Annotated in this window: 19 protein-coding genes; 8 read left to right on the forward strand and 11 right to left on the reverse strand. The window is 40.9% G+C overall.

Annotation, left to right across the window (positions count from 1 at the left end):
* Positions 1-5 precede the first annotated feature (5 nt).
* Both ABD772_RS05880 and gpmA read right to left on the reverse strand, forming a co-directional pair.
* On the reverse strand, positions 6-431 hold the full coding sequence (locus ABD772_RS05880; protein ID WP_345101707.1) for a nuclear transport factor 2 family protein: 426 nt from the start codon (positions 429-431) through the stop codon (positions 6-8).
* Between the two features lie 89 nt (positions 432-520).
* Positions 521-1,210 (reverse strand): 2,3-diphosphoglycerate-dependent phosphoglycerate mutase, encoded by a 690-nt coding sequence (gpmA, locus tag ABD772_RS05885; protein ID WP_345101709.1) that lies wholly within the window; start codon positions 1,208-1,210, stop codon positions 521-523.
* A gap of 98 nt (positions 1,211-1,308) precedes the next feature.
* Between gpmA and ABD772_RS05890 the strand changes: the two genes are divergently transcribed.
* Both ABD772_RS05890 and ABD772_RS05895 read left to right on the forward strand, forming a co-directional pair.
* Positions 1,309-1,893: an acetate uptake transporter gene (locus tag ABD772_RS05890; protein ID WP_345101711.1), complete on the forward strand. Its 585-nt coding sequence runs from the start codon at positions 1,309-1,311 to the stop codon at positions 1,891-1,893.
* A gap of 9 nt (positions 1,894-1,902) precedes the next feature.
* Positions 1,903-2,283: an SRPBCC domain-containing protein gene (locus tag ABD772_RS05895; protein ID WP_345101713.1), complete on the forward strand. Its 381-nt coding sequence runs from the start codon at positions 1,903-1,905 to the stop codon at positions 2,281-2,283.
* A 79-nt stretch (positions 2,284-2,362) separates the two neighbouring features.
* Here ABD772_RS05895 and ABD772_RS05900 read toward each other — a convergent pair whose 3' ends face one another.
* Positions 2,363-3,532, reverse strand: a complete 1,170-nt coding sequence (locus ABD772_RS05900) for a hypothetical protein (protein ID WP_345101715.1) — start codon at positions 3,530-3,532, stop codon at positions 2,363-2,365.
* Between the two features lie 14 nt (positions 3,533-3,546).
* On the reverse strand, positions 3,547-6,186 hold the full coding sequence (locus ABD772_RS05905) for a TonB-dependent receptor (protein ID WP_345101717.1): 2,640 nt from the start codon (positions 6,184-6,186) through the stop codon (positions 3,547-3,549).
* A 346-nt stretch (positions 6,187-6,532) separates the two neighbouring features.
* On the opposite strand from ABD772_RS05905, the gene lpdA reads away from it, so the two are divergent.
* The 6 genes from lpdA (at position 6,533) to ABD772_RS05935 (ending at position 11,772) form a co-directional block, all read left to right on the forward strand.
* Positions 6,533-7,918: a dihydrolipoyl dehydrogenase gene (gene lpdA, locus ABD772_RS05910; RefSeq protein ID WP_345101719.1), complete on the forward strand. Its 1,386-nt coding sequence runs from the start codon at positions 6,533-6,535 to the stop codon at positions 7,916-7,918.
* 115 nt (positions 7,919-8,033) lie between these two features.
* The gene (locus ABD772_RS05915) at positions 8,034-8,873 is read left to right on the forward strand and encodes an MBL fold metallo-hydrolase (RefSeq protein ID WP_345101721.1); all 840 of its coding nucleotides are present in this window, start codon (positions 8,034-8,036) and stop codon (positions 8,871-8,873) included.
* Between the two features lie 139 nt (positions 8,874-9,012).
* On the forward strand, positions 9,013-9,873 hold the full coding sequence (locus ABD772_RS05920) for a sigma-70 family RNA polymerase sigma factor (protein WP_144250350.1): 861 nt from the start codon (positions 9,013-9,015) through the stop codon (positions 9,871-9,873).
* A 133-nt stretch (positions 9,874-10,006) separates the two neighbouring features.
* Positions 10,007-10,330 (forward strand): hypothetical protein, encoded by a 324-nt coding sequence (locus ABD772_RS05925; RefSeq protein ID WP_345101725.1) that lies wholly within the window; start codon positions 10,007-10,009, stop codon positions 10,328-10,330.
* Positions 10,312-10,974, forward strand: coding sequence for an ATP-binding cassette domain-containing protein (locus ABD772_RS05930; protein ID WP_345101727.1), 663 nt, complete (start codon positions 10,312-10,314; stop codon positions 10,972-10,974). Before ABD772_RS05925 ends, ABD772_RS05930 begins: the two co-directional genes overlap by 19 nt.
* 12 nt (positions 10,975-10,986) lie before the next feature.
* A complete protein-coding gene (locus ABD772_RS05935) occupies positions 10,987-11,772 on the forward strand; it encodes a PhzF family phenazine biosynthesis protein (protein WP_345101729.1) in 786 nt (261 codons plus the stop codon).
* Between the two features lie 15 nt (positions 11,773-11,787).
* Here ABD772_RS05935 and ABD772_RS05940 read toward each other — a convergent pair whose 3' ends face one another.
* From ABD772_RS05940 to ABD772_RS05970, 7 genes are all read right to left on the reverse strand, one after another.
* The gene (locus ABD772_RS05940) at positions 11,788-12,426 is read right to left on the reverse strand and encodes an NAD(P)-dependent oxidoreductase (RefSeq protein ID WP_345101731.1); all 639 of its coding nucleotides are present in this window, start codon (positions 12,424-12,426) and stop codon (positions 11,788-11,790) included.
* Between the two features lie 488 nt (positions 12,427-12,914).
* A complete protein-coding gene (locus ABD772_RS05945; RefSeq protein ID WP_345101733.1) occupies positions 12,915-13,868 on the reverse strand; it encodes a D-2-hydroxyacid dehydrogenase in 954 nt (317 codons plus the stop codon).
* 80 nt (positions 13,869-13,948) lie between these two features.
* The gene (gene serC, locus ABD772_RS05950; protein WP_345101735.1) at positions 13,949-15,016 is read right to left on the reverse strand and encodes a 3-phosphoserine/phosphohydroxythreonine transaminase; all 1,068 of its coding nucleotides are present in this window, start codon (positions 15,014-15,016) and stop codon (positions 13,949-13,951) included.
* 202 nt (positions 15,017-15,218) lie between these two features.
* The gene (gene rpe, locus ABD772_RS05955) at positions 15,219-15,869 is read right to left on the reverse strand and encodes a ribulose-phosphate 3-epimerase (RefSeq protein ID WP_345101737.1); all 651 of its coding nucleotides are present in this window, start codon (positions 15,867-15,869) and stop codon (positions 15,219-15,221) included.
* Between the two features lie 155 nt (positions 15,870-16,024).
* Complete coding sequence (locus ABD772_RS05960) at positions 16,025-17,545, reverse strand: S41 family peptidase (protein WP_345101739.1); 1,521 nt, start codon at positions 17,543-17,545, stop codon at positions 16,025-16,027.
* A 57-nt stretch (positions 17,546-17,602) separates the two neighbouring features.
* Positions 17,603-18,211 carry an HAD family hydrolase gene (locus ABD772_RS05965; protein WP_345101741.1) on the reverse strand — a complete coding sequence of 203 codons (609 nt, stop codon included), beginning with the start codon at positions 18,209-18,211 and terminating at the stop codon, positions 17,603-17,605.
* Positions 18,201-18,482, reverse strand: coding sequence for an ATP-grasp domain-containing protein (locus ABD772_RS05970; RefSeq protein ID WP_345101742.1), 282 nt, complete (start codon positions 18,480-18,482; stop codon positions 18,201-18,203). Before ABD772_RS05970 ends, ABD772_RS05965 begins: the two co-directional genes overlap by 11 nt.
* Between the last annotated feature and the right edge of the window lie 3 nt (positions 18,483-18,485).

An 18,485-nucleotide genomic window follows, 5' to 3' on the forward strand; every position in this document is an offset into this window, starting at 1 on the left:
GGAATTTATAATTTATAACCCTGGCGGGCATAAAGCAGCCAGCGGTTATTGATCTTTTTCCAAACCTGCAATACACCAATAGCGATACTATGAGTTCTGCCATTTTCGGTGGCATCGGCAATAAATTTATGGCGCACTATGGCTGTGTTCCCATCTACCTGAATCTTCTGGTCTTTTAAGTCTATACGGGTAAAGGCCACCTTAACCAAAGCATCAATAAATTGGGTTTTGTTATCTACCGGCCCAAAAAATTGGCCATAACTTAGCCTATCAGCCAAAACGTTATTTAAAACTGATCTATCCCCTGCTATCATTGCTTTACGCATAGTCTCTACCTGGCTGACAACGGCGCGCTCATCAGCACTCTGCGCAAATACCGGTAGATTAAGCAAAGAGAATAATAACAGTAATACAGTGATTAATCTTTTCATTTTCATTATATATGGTGGTTACCTTGCTAAAGTAACTTCCCATTGGCACAATACAAACGAAGCTCCTAATCGTAACAAACAAATTACCATTATTGCAAATAGTAATGCCTTAGACGATTTAGCTCATCATCAAGCTCATAAACCAACGGCGTAGCTGTGGGTATTTCAAGTTTAGTGACATCTTCATCGGTCAGTTTATCAAGATATTTAACCAATGCGCGTAAGCTGTTGCCGTGTGCGCAAATAATAATCTTTTGTTTGTTTTTTAAAACCGGCACAATCTCGTTATTCCACAGTGGCAATACTCTATCCATCGTCTGCTTTAAGTTTTCGGTTAAAGGTAATTCGACTTCGGTCAGGTTTTTATAACGGATGTCATGACCGGGATAACGATCGTCTTCTTTAGTTATCGGCGGCGGATCTTCGTTTGGATCACGACGCCATTTTTGTACTTGTTCAATGCCATATTTATTGATGATTTCTTGCTTATTAAGCCCCTGCAGCGCGCCATAAAAACGCTCGTTTAGTCGCCATGACTTGATTACCGGTATCCACAAATGGTCTAATTCTTCCAATAAAATATGGAGTGTTTTAATGGATCTTTTTAATACCGACGCATACCCGGCGTCAAAAGTAAAGCCCTGTTTTTTGAGTAACTGGCCGGCGCATTTTGCTTGTTCGCAACCGTCAGCATAAAGGTCGACATCTGTCCACCCGGTAAATCTGTTTTCATGATTCCAGACACTTTCGCCATGCCTTATCAGTACTAATTTCTGCATCCTGGAAGATAAACGCCTGATTCAAAAATCTGTTTTAATGTTGCAAATGATTATAAATGGTTTAAATTGCAATAACAAACCAATTTAACCAAGCACTTATGACAACTATTGCAACTGTAAAGGATGGCATTGCCAATCCGGCGCCACTTGGGCTATGCGCCTTTGGCATGACCACTGTTTTGCTAAACGTCCACAACGCAGGCGTTTTTGAAATGAACTCGATGATACTGGCCATGGGCATTTTTTATGGCGGACTTGCACAGGTAATAGCCGGCGTAATCGAAGCTAAAAAGAACAACACCTTCGGACTGACTGCTTTTACTTCGTATGGCTTTTTCTGGCTATCGTTAGTGGGCTTGATTGTTATGCCTAAACTGGGTTGGGCTGCAGCTCCTGCCGAAAGCGCCATGGTGGCGTATCTTTCTATATGGGGTTTATTTACCTTACTATTGTTTTTTGGAACCCTGAGATTAAACCGCGCGTTGCAATTTGTATTTGGTTCGCTGGTAGTGTTGTTTGCCTTATTAGCCATAGGTGATGCCACCGGGAACAAAAACATTGGCAAATTAGCCGGATATGAGGGTATTATTTGCGGCGCTTCTGCTATTTACACTGGTGTAGCCCTACTGCTCAATGAGGTTTACGGAAAAACAGTATTGCCAATTGGGCCGGTAAATGCCTAACTTGCGTGGGTGAAAGATTATAAAAAATATTATATCATCCCTGAAACGCCGGAAACGGTTTACCTGGCGCTGACCAATCCGCTTACCATTCAATTATGGACAGGCGAAGCTGCTGAAATGTCGACCGAACCGGGCTCTGAATTTTCAATGTGGGACGGCGCTATTGTGGGCCGTAACATTGAGTTTGAACCCGGTAAAAAGATAGTACAGCAATGGTATTTTGAAGGTCAGGATGAAGAATCTATCGTTACCCTAAAACTGCATCCTGACAAAGCAGGAACCTCTGTAGAATTAAGGCACACTAATATCCCCGACGAGGCCTACAACGACATGGTTGAAGGCTGGAATGACAGTTATTTTGGCGCATTGACAGATTTTTATGAAGGCTAAAGTTTAAACCAAAGTTATTATAAAACAAAGAAAGCCACCCGATAATCGGGCGGCTTTCTTTGTTTTATAGCTTAACTAATTATTGCTGTAATACAAAAGTTGTACCGTTGAAAACAAATGTTTTAGTTACCACTATGTTACCACCGCTATAGGCAGCATAAGTAATTACAAATTTTTGATCTGTCTCCGCTGTCGCATATTTAGACTTTAATAAAGCAATAATGCCATTATTGATCTGATCATCAGTCCAGCTGGTGGCACCGCCTTGAATGTTAAAGTTACCAAAAGAATTTAAGTTAGCCATAGCGGCGTCACTTGCAATACCAGGAATAGCAGCAATAAACTTATAATCCGCTGATGCCAGTTTTAAAGTTACCGTGTTATCAGCCACCCAGATACCGTTGGTTTTTGCAAATACAATTGTTCCGGGAGTAGATGTGGTTGTCCAGTTAGTGCCATCAAACGTAAGTACCATCACACGTTGGAAGGTATTTGGCGCAGCACCGCCGGCATAATATTTATAACTAACATATTTGGTATCACCAGCTTTAGCCGTAGCCGAAACAGCAGGATCTACTTTTAAAAAGGCATTAAAATAGTTAGGCAATAACGCTGCATCGGCAGAAACAAAGTCATTGTTATTACCCCCTTTTCCTATTGAAGCGTATTGAGCAGGCGAAATTGTATATAACTTAGTCCATACACCACCTTTGAACAGGAATGACTGCTGCACACCGGTAGTTGTAGCACCTCCTTCATAGAAATTAAATGTAATAACTGCTATTTGATTTTCAACAGCTGCAGGATATTTAATCCCTAACCAGGTTATGATCTGTGTGGCACTAAAGTTAGTGTAGGTAGTTGTGCCTCCATTTAATGTGTAATCAGCCGGCTTTAAGGTATAAGCCACGTCATTGTATATTGAATCAACCGACTTAACAGAAAGCGGAGCAGCGGCATAAGTTACCGTAGCTGATGATTTTTCGCCATAAGTTGGGTACTTAGCAGCAAGAATAAGCGGTATACCTGCTTTTGCAGAGTCTACAGTTTTAAAATAGAGAGACTTTTGTGCAGAATTGCCTTTTGGCAGTAAGGCATAATCAGCTGCTGACAATGTTATGGTAACAGAAGCAGCCGGTGCGGCCGGCGCAGGTAAATCACCGAGTTGCTTATACGTTTTATCAAGCGGATTACAAGCACTTATAACCGCAACTACAGCTATGCCCAGTAAGTAAGAAATCTTTTTCATGTTAATATCTTTTATTAGAATTTAATTTTCAATGTTGTAACATAGGTTCTTGGCGAACCGTACCAAACGCCCATAGCATTCGTTCTTTTAACAAAGGCATAATCAGCAGCACTACCAGGGATAGTGTTTTCAAATGCGTCAGCAATGTATTCAGTATTAAATACATTGTAAACGTTAGCAATGAACGAAGCATCTAAACCTGCAAATTTGAAACGGTAAACAAAGTTCAAATCAGTAGTCGAGAAGTTTGGAAGAGCATAATTGCTATAAGCCTGACCAGCTAAAGCTTGTTGAGTAGTTGTTATTTTCGAAGGGTCGAATGACGCATAGTAACGTGCGTAATAGTTCCAGTTAGCGCCTATTTTAACACGTGGTAATACTTGAATATCTGCACCTAAAGCTGCAGTTGTTTGGGCTGCGGTGTTTGAAGTACCAAATTCGCCAATTTTTAAGTTTTTAAGCAATAAAGCAGGTTGTGTGTGTGATGCTCCGCCTTCTGTAGTAACCTGAGCTGCGCCTGTGTTGCTTGTGTAGTGGAAATCGCCAATGGACAAACTACCGCTCAAAGTTACGGTATTAATTGGACGGAATTTAGCGTCAACCTCAACACCCTGATGTAATTCATTTATACCGGTGATGTTGATATTACTAACTTCGCCATTGTCAACATACGAGTAGGTTTTAGCTCTGTCTTTATAAGTTGCGCGGTACAAGTTAACATTAGCACTAAACATAGAACTTCTGAAACCATAACCTAACTCATAGGTAAATAGTTTTTCAGGTTTTACGTCCGGATTCAGATCATTTTTCTTGTTTACAAAAACGTTTGCAACCAGTGGCGCTCTTTGTATATAACCCATATTAGCGAATAAGTTATTGTGAGCATCAAGGTTATAGTTGGCGCCACCCTTAGCCTGGTAGCCTAAAAAGTTAACCCATTTACTAACACGGTTAAGGTCAGTTGTCAGGTAATTAAAGTAGTCTGTACGTCTGTTACTGGTATTTGTACCGGCTAAACTGGCAAAAGCAGAAAGGTTATCTTTGTTATACTCTGCTTGCAAGTACACCCCTTCAGATGCAATCTGGTATCTATAATCGTTATTAAATTTGTCGCCCACCTGCACTAACCTGTTTGGATTATTTAGATCACCATAAGGTGATGTTGCACTGTTGTTTCTGGTATCAATAACATATCGGCCACCAAGCAAATCCTGAATCTCCGCATAGTGTTCGGCTTGGTAATATCGGCCATCAAGACCGGCTAATAGGTCTATGTCACCAACTTTTTTCTTATAAGTGCTCAATAAGCCATATTGCTGATGGTTATTAACTGTATTTTGGAAAAATGGAGATGCAACTCCGTCGACGCTATTGGCATTTTTATTTACTATGGCATCAAAGTCAATTGTAGAATAAATGTCGCCTGTTCTCGGAACATTACTTGAACCCGGCGTTAAAATGGCAGAAGTACCAGAAGCGGTAGCCAAATAACGAGCAGCACCTGTACCCCATGAACCATAAACTACAGTAGATAAAGATGAAGTTTCATCAATTTTCCAGTTGTGGTTAAGCGATGCTAAAGGTTTGTTGTAATAATTCTGTTCGGCACTCAACATTTGGCCGTTTAAATAACCGTAGTCAGAGTTATAACGGATACCTAAAGTATTGGCTCTGTAAGTATTAATAGTGTTAAAAGTGTAACGCTGACCGTGGGTCTGAGTTGCACCCAAAAAGTTAAAGGACAATGTTTGAGACGGACTCAACACCTTCGAGATGTTAGCAAAATAGCTGTAACCAGTGTAGTAAAGGCCTGGCGCATAACCATCGCCTTGATTTTTTGCTAACAAAAATGAAGTGGCCCATCCCTTATCTGTTAAGCCGGTTGAATATGAAATAACCGTTTTACTCATTCCATACGTCCCTAAACTTTGCGAAATAGTTCCGCCTTCCTGAGTTTCAGTACTTTTTGTTGTAATGTTAATAGTACCACCCAATGAAGGTACCGCAACAGTAGAAGCACCGATACCACGTTGTACTTGCATATTAGTAGTAACATCGCTCAAACCGGCCCAGTCGTTCCAGAAAATTTTACCAGCCTCAACGTCGTTGACAGGTAAGCCGTTGATTAATAGCGCAACGTTGTTACTGCTAAATCCACGGATACTAACGCGTGAGTCGCCGTAACCACCGCCACCTTTTGAAGTCATTACGCCAGGAGCAGCCTTCAAAAGTTCAGGAAATTCGGCGCCGGCGCCTTTCTCTTCAATATATACTCTACCCACTGACGATACAGCAATAGGAGTTTTTCTGTCAATAGCTTGTGCGGCGTTTGCAGAAACTACTACTTCTTTTACTGAAGCAGATGAGGGGTCAAGTAAAATCTCACCAAGGTCACTGCCGGTAACTGTTATTTCTCTTGTTACATAGCCAATGTACGATAATACTAAGGTAGCGCCGTTATCAGCGATAATTTTAAAGCTGCCGTCAAGTGATACGGCTACACCATTTGTTGTGCCTTTAACGCCAACAGTAGCACCAATTAGTGGTTCTTTTGTTTGAGCATCAAGCAATTTGCCTCTTACTGTTCCGCTCTGAGCAAATACCGCTCCGGTAGTAAACAAGCCAATAAAAAGAATAAGTAAAAGCTTCCTCATACGATGTTTTGTTTTGAATTCGTTTAACTAAAAAATTGCAGTGACAAATATACTTGTTAACCTAATGCATCGGGTTAATTTTATGTTACCAATTGCAATATTTTTTTTTGTTTTTATTAACATTTTGTTACTTATCAATCAAAATGCAAAATTTTATGAGTCTATAGGTGTGAATTTCATACCAAAATATATAATTTTTCCTTATAGTTAATCTATGGTATTTATAGATTTTATAGCCGTTAAATGATACTCAAATGATGTAAATACCCCCTTGCGGTTTTTTGCTTTCAGCGGTTTTACTTAGCTTTGGCTCGCAAATACTTAACACAAGAACGAAACTACAAATATGGACTACGATGTAATTGTTATAGGGTCTGGCCCGGGCGGCTATGTTGCTGCAATCCGCGCTTCCCAACTTGGTTTAAAAACCGCAGTAGTTGAAAGAGAATCTTTAGGTGGCATCTGCCTTAACTGGGGATGTATCCCAACCAAAGCGTTATTAAAAAGCGCGCAAGTTTTTGAATATCTTAACCATGCGTCTGAATATGGCATCAATGTAAACGGCGGCGAGGTCGACTTTGAGTCCGTTATTAAAAGAAGCCGCGGCGTTGCTGACGGCATGAGTAAGGGCGTTCAGTTTTTAATGAAGAAAAATAAAATTGACGTTATAACCGGCACCGGTAAATTGAAAAACAAAGGCGTTGTCGAAGTAAGAACAAACGACGGCGTTAAAGAATATAAAGCTAAACACATCATATTAGCTACAGGAGGCCGTTCGCGCGAATTGCCTAACCTGAAACAGGACTTCAAAAAAGTTATCGGTTATCGCCAGGCTATGATATTGCCTAAAAAACCAGCTTCAATGATTGTCGTAGGCTCGGGCGCTATCGGTATTGAGTTTGCATATTTCTACAACTCAATCGGTACTAAAGTTACTGTTGTTGAGTACCTCGACAACATCGTTCCGCTGGAGGACGAAGAAGTGTCAAAAACACTCGCCCGTGTACTGAAGAAACAAGGTATCAATATCATGACCGGCTCAAATGTTGAATCTGTTGATACCAGCGGCGAAGGCTGTAAAGTAACCGTTAAAACAGCTACCGGTACAGAAGTTCTGGAAGCTGAGATCGTATTGTCGGCAGTTGGTATTTCTACCAACATCGAAGGCATCGGCCTGGAAGAAAACGGCGTAAAAACAGATCGTGGTAAAGTTTTAGTTGATGATTACTACCGCACTAACGTTGAAGGTGTTTATGCCATTGGCGATATAGTTAAAGGCCAGGCGCTTGCCCACGTGGCATCAGCCGAAGGCATTATCTGCGTTGAAAAAATTGCAGGACTAAAACCTGAGCCGCTTGATTATAACAATATCCCGGGCTGTACTTATTGCAGCCCTGAAATTGCATCTGTCGGCTATACCGAAAAAGCAGCTAAAGAAGCCGGTTACGAAATCAAAGTGGGTAAATTCCCATTCTCGGCATCGGGTAAAGCAAGTGCTGCCGGAACTAAAGATGGTTTCGTCAAATTGATTTTTGATGCCAAGTATGGCGAGTTTTTAGGCGCACACATGATTGGCAATAACGTTACCGAAATGATTGCAGAGGCTGTAACAGCCCGTAAATTGGAAACTACGGGTCATGATATCATCAAAACGGTACACCCTCACCCTACCATGAGCGAAGCTATCATGGAGGCTGCTGCCGAAGCCTACGGCGAGTGCATACACTTGTAATTTTTAAGTCCATAGACATAGTCGATAATCCTTAGTTATTTTACTTGGATTATCGACTTTTTTGTTTTTACTTTAACTATGGACTATAGACCATTGTCTATCGACTGACTAACCAATGAACCTCTATACCATTAACACCGGCTTTTTCAAGTTAGATGGTGGCGCTATGTTTGGCGTGGTACCTAAAACTATCTGGCAAAAAACCAATCCCGCCGATGCTAATAACCTTTGCACCTGGGCTATGCGCTGTTTATTGATACAGGATGGCAATAGATTGATACTGGTGGATACCGGCATTGGCAATAAACAAGACGAGAAGTTTTTTAGCCACTATTATCTGCATGGTGACGATGCCATGGACAAGTCATTAAGTGCTCATGGCTTTCATCGGGACGATATTACAGACGTGTTTCTGACGCATATGCATTTTGACCATGTAGGCGGAGCTATTATCCGGCAGGGGAATAAACTTGTTCCGGCATTTAAAAATGCAACTTACTGGAGTAATGAAAAACATTGGGGGTGGGCGGTAAATCCTAACCAGCGCGAGAAAGCATCATTTTTAAAGGAAAACATTTTACCCATACAGGAAAGCGGCCAATTAAAGTATATCGAAGCTCACGACAATGTAAAATTCGGTACCGATATAGCTATCCGGTTTGCCTACGGACATACAGAATCAATGATGTTACCGTTAATAAATTATAAAGGCAAACAAGTGTTGTATATGGCTGATTTGCTGCCGTCTGTCGGGCATCTGCCCCTACCTTATATAATGGCTTATGACATGTTTCCGTTGCAGACTTTAACAGAAAAACAGCAATTTTTAGAGGAAGCTTTAGCAAAAAGTTATATATTGTTCCTGGAACACGATCCGGTTAACGAATGTTGTACCTTGCAGCAAACAGAGAAAGGCATACGTTTGGGCGATACGTTTAAATTGAGTGAGATTTAGGCGGGCACCGCAAAAACCATGCAATTAATCATTGAAAATGAATAATATATAAACATTTTTTAATACTAAAATATAGGCAAACTTTTTTGTACCTTTGCACGTTCAATTCTCAAACTACGAATCGAGGTTAATAAAATAAATGAGACAACTCAAAATCACACAATCCATTACCAACCGTGAATCTCAGTCACTTGATAAATATCTTCACGAAATTGGTAAAGTTGACCTAATAACAGCCGAAGAAGAAGTAATCTTAGCACAAAAAATCAGAGAAGGTGATCAGGCCGCTTTAGAGCGTTTAACCAAAACCAACCTTCGCTTCGTTGTATCGGTTGCTAAACAATATCAAAATCAAGGCCTAACACTGGGCGATTTAATAAACGAAGGTAACCTAGGCCTCATCAAAGCCGCAAAACGCTTTGACGAAACTAAAGGATTTAAATTCATTTCATACGCCGTTTGGTGGATCCGTCAGTCTATATTACAGGCTATCGCAGAGCAGTCTCGTATAGTGCGTTTACCACTAAACCAGGTAGGCTCATTAAGCAAGATCAGCAAAGCCTTTTCAAAATTAGAGCAAGAATATGAGCGCGAACCTTCGCCAGAAGAGTTGGCCGACATGCTTGAAACCACTGTTGATAAAATATCTGACACGCTGAGCAACTCGGGCCGTCATGTATCAATGGACGCTCCGTTTGTACAAGGCGAGGAAAATACCCTGCTAGACGTATTAGAAAACTCTGAACCAAATACCGACTCCATTTTGATCAACGAGTCGCTTTCAGAAGAGATAAAACGTTCGCTTTCTACTTTAACTGAGCGTGAGCGCGAGATCATTGTATTGTTCTTTGGTTTGGGTACTAATCATCCCCTTTCATTAGAAGAGATTGGCGAGAAATTTAACTTGACCCGCGAACGCGTACGTCAGATTAAAGACAAAGCGCTGCAACGTTTAAGACACACCAGCAGAAGTAAAATTCTGAAATCATATTTAGGTTAACGCCTGGTTACAAAAAAGCCTTCGGTAAAGTACCGGAGGCTTTCTTGTTTCTGATCCTTCCAACATAAATAAATCTTACCGCAAACAATAATTTCCTGGCCGGCCTGTTTATGTAATTATCACAATCAATTACTTGAAACAGTCAATAACGTTAGCCTTACAGCTTTACCGGCTGTTATTACTTTACAACATCGCATTTACTGTTGCGGGCATCTTTTTCGCTTATATGTCTGCCGGGCATTTTGATTTTGGCGTATTGGTATATGGCAAGATCGTTGGTTTTACCGCCGCATTAGGTCTGTATCATTTTTCAGCAAAGCAGAGCTATTTTTATTTCCGCAACGCGGGATACCACTTAAGGCCTATTATCACAATTACATTTGTAATAGATGTGGCAGTCTGCATCTTACCAAGCACCGTAATATTACTGATCCAACTATGCAGCCATTTGTTCTAAAGGTCGACAGTGTACAGCTGGAATTTGATGACCGCAAAATACTGCGCGATGTCTGGCTGGAATGTAAACAAGGCGAAGTTTTAGGTTTGCTGGGCCGTAATGGTTCTGGTAAATCATCGTTGCTGAAAGTGATCTTTGGCACGCTTACACCGTTGCATAAGTACGTTAGTATCGACGATGTATTTATTCATTACGGTTATCAGCAAAACCGTATAGCCTATTTGTCTCAACAAGGTTATCTGCCTAAGGGCATCAAGATCAGCAAACTGGCTGTAATGCTGGTTGATAAGCAATATTGGAAACAATTCTCAACGTTAGACATCTATCAAAAACATCAGCATAAAAAACCTGAGCAACTTTCGGGCGGCGAATTGCGGCAACTGGAAATGCTGATGATCATTTACAGCAAGGCTGATTTTATTTTGCTTGACGAGCCTTTTACCCATATTACGCCTGTACAAGCAGAATATTTCAAGCAATTGATACGTGAGGTTGCAAAAACAAAAGGCATTATTGTTACCGACCATCAATACTATAGTGTACTTGAAGTGAGCGACAGGATCATACTTTTACATGAAGGTGTCACAAAACCAATCAATAGCGTTGATGATCTGGTAACTTACAACTACATTAGCAATATATAAAAATACAAGATCATGACTATCCCTATTTACCAGGCCGATGCATTTACCGACCAGCTGTTTGGCGGCAACCCCGCTGCTATTTGTCCGCTTACCGAGTGGTTACCTGAGGCAGTAATGCAAAAAATTGCGGCCGAGAATAACCTGGCCGAGACCGCATTTTTTGTAAAAAGCCAAACAGGCTATTTGCTGCGCTGGTTTACACCCGAATACGAGATAGATCTTTGCGGCCATGCTACACTGGCATCGGCACATATTTTATTTACCGAGTTGGGATATGTAGGCGATATGATCCATTTTGAAACCATGAAATCTGGAGCACTTACAGTTACGCGCAACGGCGACAAATACACTTTGGATTTTCCATCAAGGCCACCTATACCTATCGAGGAGCCGAACGGATTGGTACAGGCTTTGGGTGGCATAGCTCCTATCGGATTTTTCCGTTCAAGAGATTTCTTTGTAGTATATGAATCTGAAGATAATATCAGCGAGATTAACCCTGATTTTTTCGCGCTATCAAAAATGGATACCGTTGGCGTGATAGTTACCGCACGTGGCAAGGATGTTGATTTTGTATCGCGGTTCTTTGCGCCGGGTGCCGGCATTCCTGAAGATCCGGTTACCGGTTCGGCTCACTGCAATTTGATACCTTACTGGGCCAAAGTGCTGGGTAAAGACCAATTGCATGCCTATCAGATATCTGCCCGTAAAGGCGAGCTATGGTGCGAATTACAAGGTGACCGTGTATTAATGAGTGGCAAGGCTATTACTTATTTAAAAGGCGAAATATTCATTTAAATAGTATATAGGGGCCTAATAAGCCACCGTCATCTGCTGCCGTATATGTGTTGGATTTTCAATCTCATCCACAACCGCAATGGCGTAGTCTTCCATAGTGATGAAGCTTCTGCCTGTTTCATCGCTAAGCAATTGCGTACCACCTATCCTGAACTTTCCGGTACGTTCGCCGGGCGCTGTTTCTGCAGCCGGGCTTATGTAGGTCCACTCTAATTCTTTTTCGTTTTGATATAACTTCAGGGCATCGCGATGTGCAAGCGCGGTTGACTTATACTCAATCGGGAAATTTGGTGTATCTACTAATTGTATACCTGAGGGAATCGTCAGGCTGCCTGCACCGCCAACCACAATCAAACGTTTAACATGTGCTTGTTTTAAACCCATTATAAGCGGTATTGCAAGCTCGGCAATAGTTGAGGGCGGTGCGCCACGTGTATTACTGTAGGCGCATACAACGGCGTCCTGATCGAAGGCGCCGGTTTCGACATCCTGCTTATCAAATAAGTCGCCTTTGGCTACTTTAAGGTGATCATGGATCAGCGTGTAATTTTCGGGATGTCGGACAATGGCGGTAACATCATGCCCCCGGTTTAAAGCTTCTTGAACGATACGGCTACCAATACGACCGCTTGCACCAAATACTGCTATCTTCATTTTTATTGAGGTAAAGGGTTAATGGTAAAAGGCAAAAGGCCGTTTTTTGTTTTAAGTAACCAGGTTTTAATGCCACAAAGTGTTTCACAAAATAATGAAACACTTTGAAACACTTGAAACACTTTTACACGTTAAGTAGTTGAAAATAAGATATTTACAAAAAACGAGTGAAACACTTTGAAACAGTACAAATACTTTAGGTAAACGTATGTAAATAGCTTATTATTAGCACTATAAGACATAATTTGTCTTTTTTTGCCCAACGAAGTGAAACACCTAAAGTGAAACAGCTAATCTGCATGATAATCCCTAAAAACGGCCAACACTTGATTGAATTTACACTGTGACCCATTAAGGAACGACAGGGCAAGCATCTGCCGTAATTTAATACGTCTGGCGCTGTACAATGGCCCAAAGGCTTTTATAGGTTAGCAACAAAAAAGGCGCTTAACGCGCCTTTTTTCAATTATTGTGAATTAATAATCGTACTATTTCTTAAAATGACCGATAATAAGGCTGGCAAGCTCAACACCAATACGTTCCTGGGCTTCGTTGGTAGCTGCACCAATATGCGGTGTTAACGAAATTTTTGGATGGGACAAAATTTCCTGACGAGGGGTTGGCTCGTTATCAAATACGTCTAATGCTGCGTATGAAACCTGGCCGCTATTCAACGCATCGATCAGCGCCAACTCGTCAATTAAACCACCACGCGATATATTGATCAATTGTACGCCTTTCTTCATTTGCGCAAGCTCTTCGGCACCAATCAGGGCTTTGTCGATAAACGGAGTGTGCAGGGTAATGAAATCGGCAGTTTTAATGATCTCGTCTAAAGTTGAAGTTTTAACAGAAACATTTACTTTAGTACCGCCTGTACCTAAAACAATTTCAACTTCAGGGTTAAACGGGAACAGATCGTAAGCCAAAACATCCATACCTACGCCTATAGCTATTTTAGCCACTTCGCGGCCTATACGACCGAAACCTACGATACCTAATTTTTTACCACGCAGCTCTATGCCTTTAGCATAAGCTTTCTTTAAACCATTGAAATTGGTTGCACCTTCAACCGGCATTTTGCGGTTACTGTCGTGCAGGAAACGCACACCGGTAAACAACTGGGCAAAAACAAGCTCGGCCACAGATAATGATGAAGAAGCCGGCGTATTATAAACGCCGATACCTTTTTCTTTGGCATAGTCAACGTCGATATTGTCCACGCCAACACCACCGCGGCCAATCAGCTTCAGGTTAGGGCAAGCATCGATCAAGGCGGCGCGCACTTTAGTTGCGCTGCGTACGGTTATCGCATCGTAGTTCTGTAATTTAACAGGCAGTTCGTCCTGCGGAATATTGTTAGTATCAACCTCGAAACCGGCATCCTCTAACATTTTTTTACCGATAGGATCTATCCCATCGTTAGCTAATATTTTGATCATCTTTTAAAGATTGAAGTTAAAGATTAGTTATGACGAGCGGCTAAGCACCAATCTTCAGTAACTAATCTTCAGTCTTTTAATTATTTATTGTTCTCTTGAAATTCCTGCATCGCGTCAATCAGTGCATGTACGCTGGTGATTGGCAATGCATTGTAAATTGAAGCGCGGAAACCACCAACACTTCTGTGGCCCTTCACGCCTACTATACCTTTTTCGTCGCATAGTTTCAGGAATGACTTTTCGTGTTCCGGATTTTCCATCACGAAGCAAACGTTCATGTCTGAGCGGTCTTCAACCTTACAAACCGGTTTGAATAATGGATTGCGGTCTATCTCTGCATATAATGCATTCGATTTAGCTTTATTTTCCTGAGCGATAGCTTCAACACCACCTTTTGATTTTAACCAGCGTAGGGTAAGCATCGAAACGTAGATAGCAAATACCGGCGGCGTGTTATACATTGAGCCACCATCAATTTGTGTCTGATAGTTAAGCATTGAAGGAATCTTACGGTCAACTTTACCCAGTATCTCGTCTTTTATAATTACCAGTGTAGTACCTGCAGGGCCCATGTTTTTCTGAGCACCGGCATATATCAAACCAAAATCGGCTACGTTAACTTTGCGGCTGAAAATGTCTGATGACATGTCGCAAACCATTGGTATAGGCGATTTAGGAAACTCATGCAACTGTGTACCGTAGATAGTATTATTGGAAGTAATGTGAAAATACGCTGCATCAGTTGGTACGGTATAATCTTTAGGGATATACGTATAGTTACTTTCTTTTGATGTCGCAATGATATCTACCTCACCAAAATATTTAGCTTCTTTTAAAGCCTTGCTTGCCCACACACCCGAATCCAGGTAAGCAGCTTTTCCGGTAGATGGTAACAGGTTATAAGGCACCATAGCAAACTGAGTGCTTGCGCCGCCTTGTAAAAACAATACCGAATAACCTTCCGGAACTTCTAACAATTCTTTAACTAACTTAACGGCTTCGTCCAGCACAGCCTCGAACTCAGCCGAGCGGTGCGATATCTCTAACAGAGATAAACCGATTCCATTAAGATCAACAACTGCCTCGGCAGCTTGCTTTAACACTTCATGAGGTAAGATGCCCGGTCCGGCACCAAAGTTATGTTTCATATGTTATTAAATTGGTTGTTGCGCCATGCAAATTAAGAACTTTGTATTTTGCTGCGGCAAAGGTAATGAATTTGACAAAGTTTGAAGGTTTTATTTGCATTTATTTTAAAAAATACAAATATTTAATAATTATTGCTTTTAAAGCCCTTTGTTTAAAGAATTTTAAATGGTGATAGTATATTTATTACGATTGTAATAAACTTCAGGCATGTTTTAACGCCGAGATCATTTCTGAGGGCTTGGATGCGGCGAATACCGAGCTACCTGCAACCAATACATTAGCTCCTGCTGCATATAGTTTTCCGGCGTTGGTTTTATCCACACCCCCATCAACCTCGATCAACGCTTTTGAGTTGCGTTTTTCGATCAGGTTTTTGGTTTCGGACACTTTCTTGTAAGTATTTTCGATAAAATGCTGACCGCCGAAACCCGGGTTTACAGACATGACTAATACCAGGTCCAGATCTGCTATAATGTCATCCAGTAAAGCCACCGGCGAATGCGGATTGATGGCTACCCCTGCCCTGCAGCCCAGTTCTTTAATAACTTGTACAGTACGATGCAAATTAGGGCAAGCTTCCAACTGCACCGTCAAACCGTAGGCGCCCGCCTCTGCAAAGCGCTTCAGGTAACGATCAGGCTCCACAATCATCAAATGCACGTCCAGGGGTTTAGTTGCATGTTTTTTTGCTACTTCGGCCACGGGGAAACCAAATGAAATATTAGGCACAAATACCCCATCCATAATATCTACATGTATCCAGTCGGCCTCACTATTGTTAAGCATTTCAATATCGCGTTGCAGGTTACCAAAATCAGCTGATAAAATTGACGGGGATACGAGATGGTTCATTGGCGATATTAGTTGTTTAGTTGATTAGTACCTTGCCTGCAAATATAATTATTTGTTTATTGGTTCAATGGTTCATTTTAGAGGCTCAATGGTTCAATAGTTTATTTAGATATTTCTAAATTAAAGGTTATTATTCCTTTAATTTAGAAAGTCTCTTACTTCTTAAACTTATTAAACACCATCCCCCTAAACTTCTTACCTTCTAAAGCAACAGCTGCTTTATTAGCCTGATCTATCGACAGCGTACGCTGTGCACTTAAACCCTGAATCTTTTGTGTAGCCAACGCATAAGTGCCTTTGCGCACATAGGTTAAAGCATGATGTAGTAAAGTTTCTGTAGTATCGCCAAACTCTTTGGTAACATCATCATAATCTTTTATACCGGGGTAACCGCTTGTACCAGGGGTCATGCCTGCGTAATACCCACCCTGCCCTGCAGAGTTTTGTGTTTCAAACTCGGGTATATACATTTGATATTTATTAATATCGATATCGAAGAAACCAACAGGCTTGCCGTATGTGGTAGTACCTATTAACTGCACATCCATATGCGGGCGTAAATTATTGATGGTTAACTCGCTGGCAGAAGCCGTTGAACCGCTCACAATGAAAAATACGCGGCTTAAATTTAAACTGCCTTTTTTAGCAAACTTCTGAGTATTTGCGGCGACTGAATAGTCGATCTGAGCCAGGTTATAAAGCTGGTTTGAATTATCTCTTCTGAACTGGTTAGCCAGCAAGGTTTCTTTATTATTAGTCAGGATATCATTAAAATGATAAGCATACATGGTGGTATTATTCTTTGCAGCCGGAACGATCAGGTTATCGATATACTCGGCTGTTGATACGTATCCACCACCGTTATAACGAAGATCTACTACCAGGTCGGTAACACCCTGCGACTGGAAATAGTTGAAAGCCTGATCTAATTTAGGGTCCGCATTCTCATCAGACGTAAACGAGTTAAACACAATGTAACCAACTACTTTGCCATTGCTTAGTGATATAGTTTTATAAGTAAGAACAGGGTTAATGGTATAGTCGGCAGCATTTATTGTAACCTGGAAAGTAGATAGATCATTGCGCTGCAGCGTCATGTTAACGGTATTGCTGTTAAATGTCGCATTAATTACAAAATTGGTATTTGTACCGTCTGCCCCATCATAATTGATTGAGCTATTGCCATTAATGGCTGTTATTTTATAACCACGCTTTATGCCGGCCAAATCAGCCGGCGAACCCGGATAAACATATTTTATGCGCAGGTCATTTACTTCATTATAAAGCGGCGCAAAACCAAAGTTACTGTTAGTACCACCAAGTTCTGAAGATACCTCGCCCTGATCTATAAATGAATATTTAGCTTCGCCAGGGGCTGCATCATAGTATTCATACTGATTGGTTTGGGAAATAGCATTTATCTCACTCTGTAAAGCTTCCAGATCTGTGCTGCCGGTAAATGAACGCGGATTAAATGTGCTGTAAGACGGGATACTGCTATACCAATAGTAATCTTCTTTGGCGTATAAATAAACAGAGTCTTTTATCAAATCAAGTGTAGATCCGTTTTTCGAGGCTCCGCCCCCATTATTGTTATTATTGGGGTTATTGTTGTTTTTTTTACATGCCGCAAAAAAACCGCTAGCTAATAAAATGCCTAATATTATTTTTTTCATATTTCTTATCAAGTTCTCTTTAACGTTACAACATATAATGATGTTGTACTTAAGTAATTATAAAATTTCCTTCGCGCTATGATAGTCAATTCCAGTGGCTTCGGCGCAGTCTTTACTTTCTTGCGACCGGCCAATCATCACAATATCCCCGCGCTCTAAATCATGTTCTTTTATTAGCTGATGGATAACATCCGGCTCGGGCATCGGCTTAGTTTCTTCGGCGAAATAACAGGTCAAGTATTGCTCGAGGCCGCGCCACTCTGTTTGCCTGATCTTGTTTAATTGCAAAGCCGGATTGCCATTGGTAACAATAAATATCTTTTTACGGTCGACTACAATTTCCTGCAACATATCAAGCATATTTTGAAAAATCAACAGCTTTAACGGCAGCTTAACCGTATACATTAAATGATGGAAATTAACGCGATATTTCTCATCAATGGCAAACATCTGTTTCACTTTGTCAAATACCTTGTCTTTCCCTTCTGCATGGTAAGTGTTAACCATCAAATCGGTTATTACCTTGGCATCAAACAATTCTGTATACTCCAAAAAACTGGCAAAAAGATAATAAACCTGAAAAAGATAATCCTTTTCGGGATAGATCACATTGTCCAACTCAAATATAAAAGCTTTTTTACGCTCGTCTATCTCGTTATATGTCATCTGTGTTTATTTCTATATCGTATTCGGCAAATAGTTGTCTGGCTTCTGTTAACTGGCCGGCCTCTTTGTTATCTAATACGTAAATAATACTAATACTGTTATCCAAACAAAGACTAAGCATCTGGTGAGCATACGAGGCCAATGCCGGATCAGGTAATTTAATTAATTTATCTGACAGCATAAATTGGGGCAGATCATGATAATCGCCTAAAATAATATGGCCGTTATTGTTATTTAATTGATTTTTAAGACCATGTGCTTTAGCGGACATAGC

Origin of the sequence: Mucilaginibacter panaciglaebae (assembly GCF_039539265.1) — a bacterium.
Lineage (GTDB): Bacteria > Bacteroidota > Bacteroidia > Sphingobacteriales > Sphingobacteriaceae > Mucilaginibacter > Mucilaginibacter panaciglaebae.

What these genes read in the sequence shown, in the direction of transcription:
- ABD772_RS05880 (WP_345101707.1), bottom strand. Translation starts at nt 431, where the DNA reads ATGAAAAGATTAATCACTGTATTACTGTTATTATTCTCTTTGCTTAAT.
- gpmA (WP_345101709.1), bottom strand. Translation starts at nt 1,210, where the DNA reads ATGCAGAAATTAGTACTGATAAGGCATGGCGAAAGTGTCTGGAATCAT.
- ABD772_RS05890 (WP_345101711.1), top strand. Translation starts at nt 1,309, where the DNA reads ATGACAACTATTGCAACTGTAAAGGATGGCATTGCCAATCCGGCGCCA.
- ABD772_RS05900 (WP_345101715.1), bottom strand. Translation starts at nt 3,532, where the DNA reads ATGAAAAAGATTTCTTACTTACTGGGCATAGCTGTAGTTGCGGTTATA.
- ABD772_RS05905 (WP_345101717.1), bottom strand. Translation starts at nt 6,186, where the DNA reads ATGAGGAAGCTTTTACTTATTCTTTTTATTGGCTTGTTTACTACCGGA.
- lpdA (WP_345101719.1), top strand. Translation starts at nt 6,533, where the DNA reads ATGGACTACGATGTAATTGTTATAGGGTCTGGCCCGGGCGGCTATGTT.
- ABD772_RS05915 (WP_345101721.1), top strand. Translation starts at nt 8,034, where the DNA reads ATGAACCTCTATACCATTAACACCGGCTTTTTCAAGTTAGATGGTGGC.
- ABD772_RS05920 (WP_144250350.1), top strand. Translation starts at nt 9,013, where the DNA reads ATGAGACAACTCAAAATCACACAATCCATTACCAACCGTGAATCTCAG.
- ABD772_RS05930 (WP_345101727.1), top strand. Translation starts at nt 10,312, where the DNA reads ATGCAGCCATTTGTTCTAAAGGTCGACAGTGTACAGCTGGAATTTGAT.
- ABD772_RS05935 (WP_345101729.1), top strand. Translation starts at nt 10,987, where the DNA reads ATGACTATCCCTATTTACCAGGCCGATGCATTTACCGACCAGCTGTTT.
- ABD772_RS05940 (WP_345101731.1), bottom strand. Translation starts at nt 12,426, where the DNA reads ATGAAGATAGCAGTATTTGGTGCAAGCGGTCGTATTGGTAGCCGTATC.
- ABD772_RS05945 (WP_345101733.1), bottom strand. Translation starts at nt 13,868, where the DNA reads ATGATCAAAATATTAGCTAACGATGGGATAGATCCTATCGGTAAAAAA.
- serC (WP_345101735.1), bottom strand. Translation starts at nt 15,016, where the DNA reads ATGAAACATAACTTTGGTGCCGGACCGGGCATCTTACCTCATGAAGTG.
- rpe (WP_345101737.1), bottom strand. Translation starts at nt 15,869, where the DNA reads ATGAACCATCTCGTATCCCCGTCAATTTTATCAGCTGATTTTGGTAAC.
- ABD772_RS05960 (WP_345101739.1), bottom strand. Translation starts at nt 17,545, where the DNA reads ATGAAAAAAATAATATTAGGCATTTTATTAGCTAGCGGTTTTTTTGCG.
- ABD772_RS05965 (WP_345101741.1), bottom strand. Translation starts at nt 18,211, where the DNA reads ATGACATATAACGAGATAGACGAGCGTAAAAAAGCTTTTATATTTGAG.
- ABD772_RS05970 (WP_345101742.1), bottom strand. Translation starts at nt 18,482, where the DNA reads ATGTCCGCTAAAGCACATGGTCTTAAAAATCAATTAAATAACAATAAC.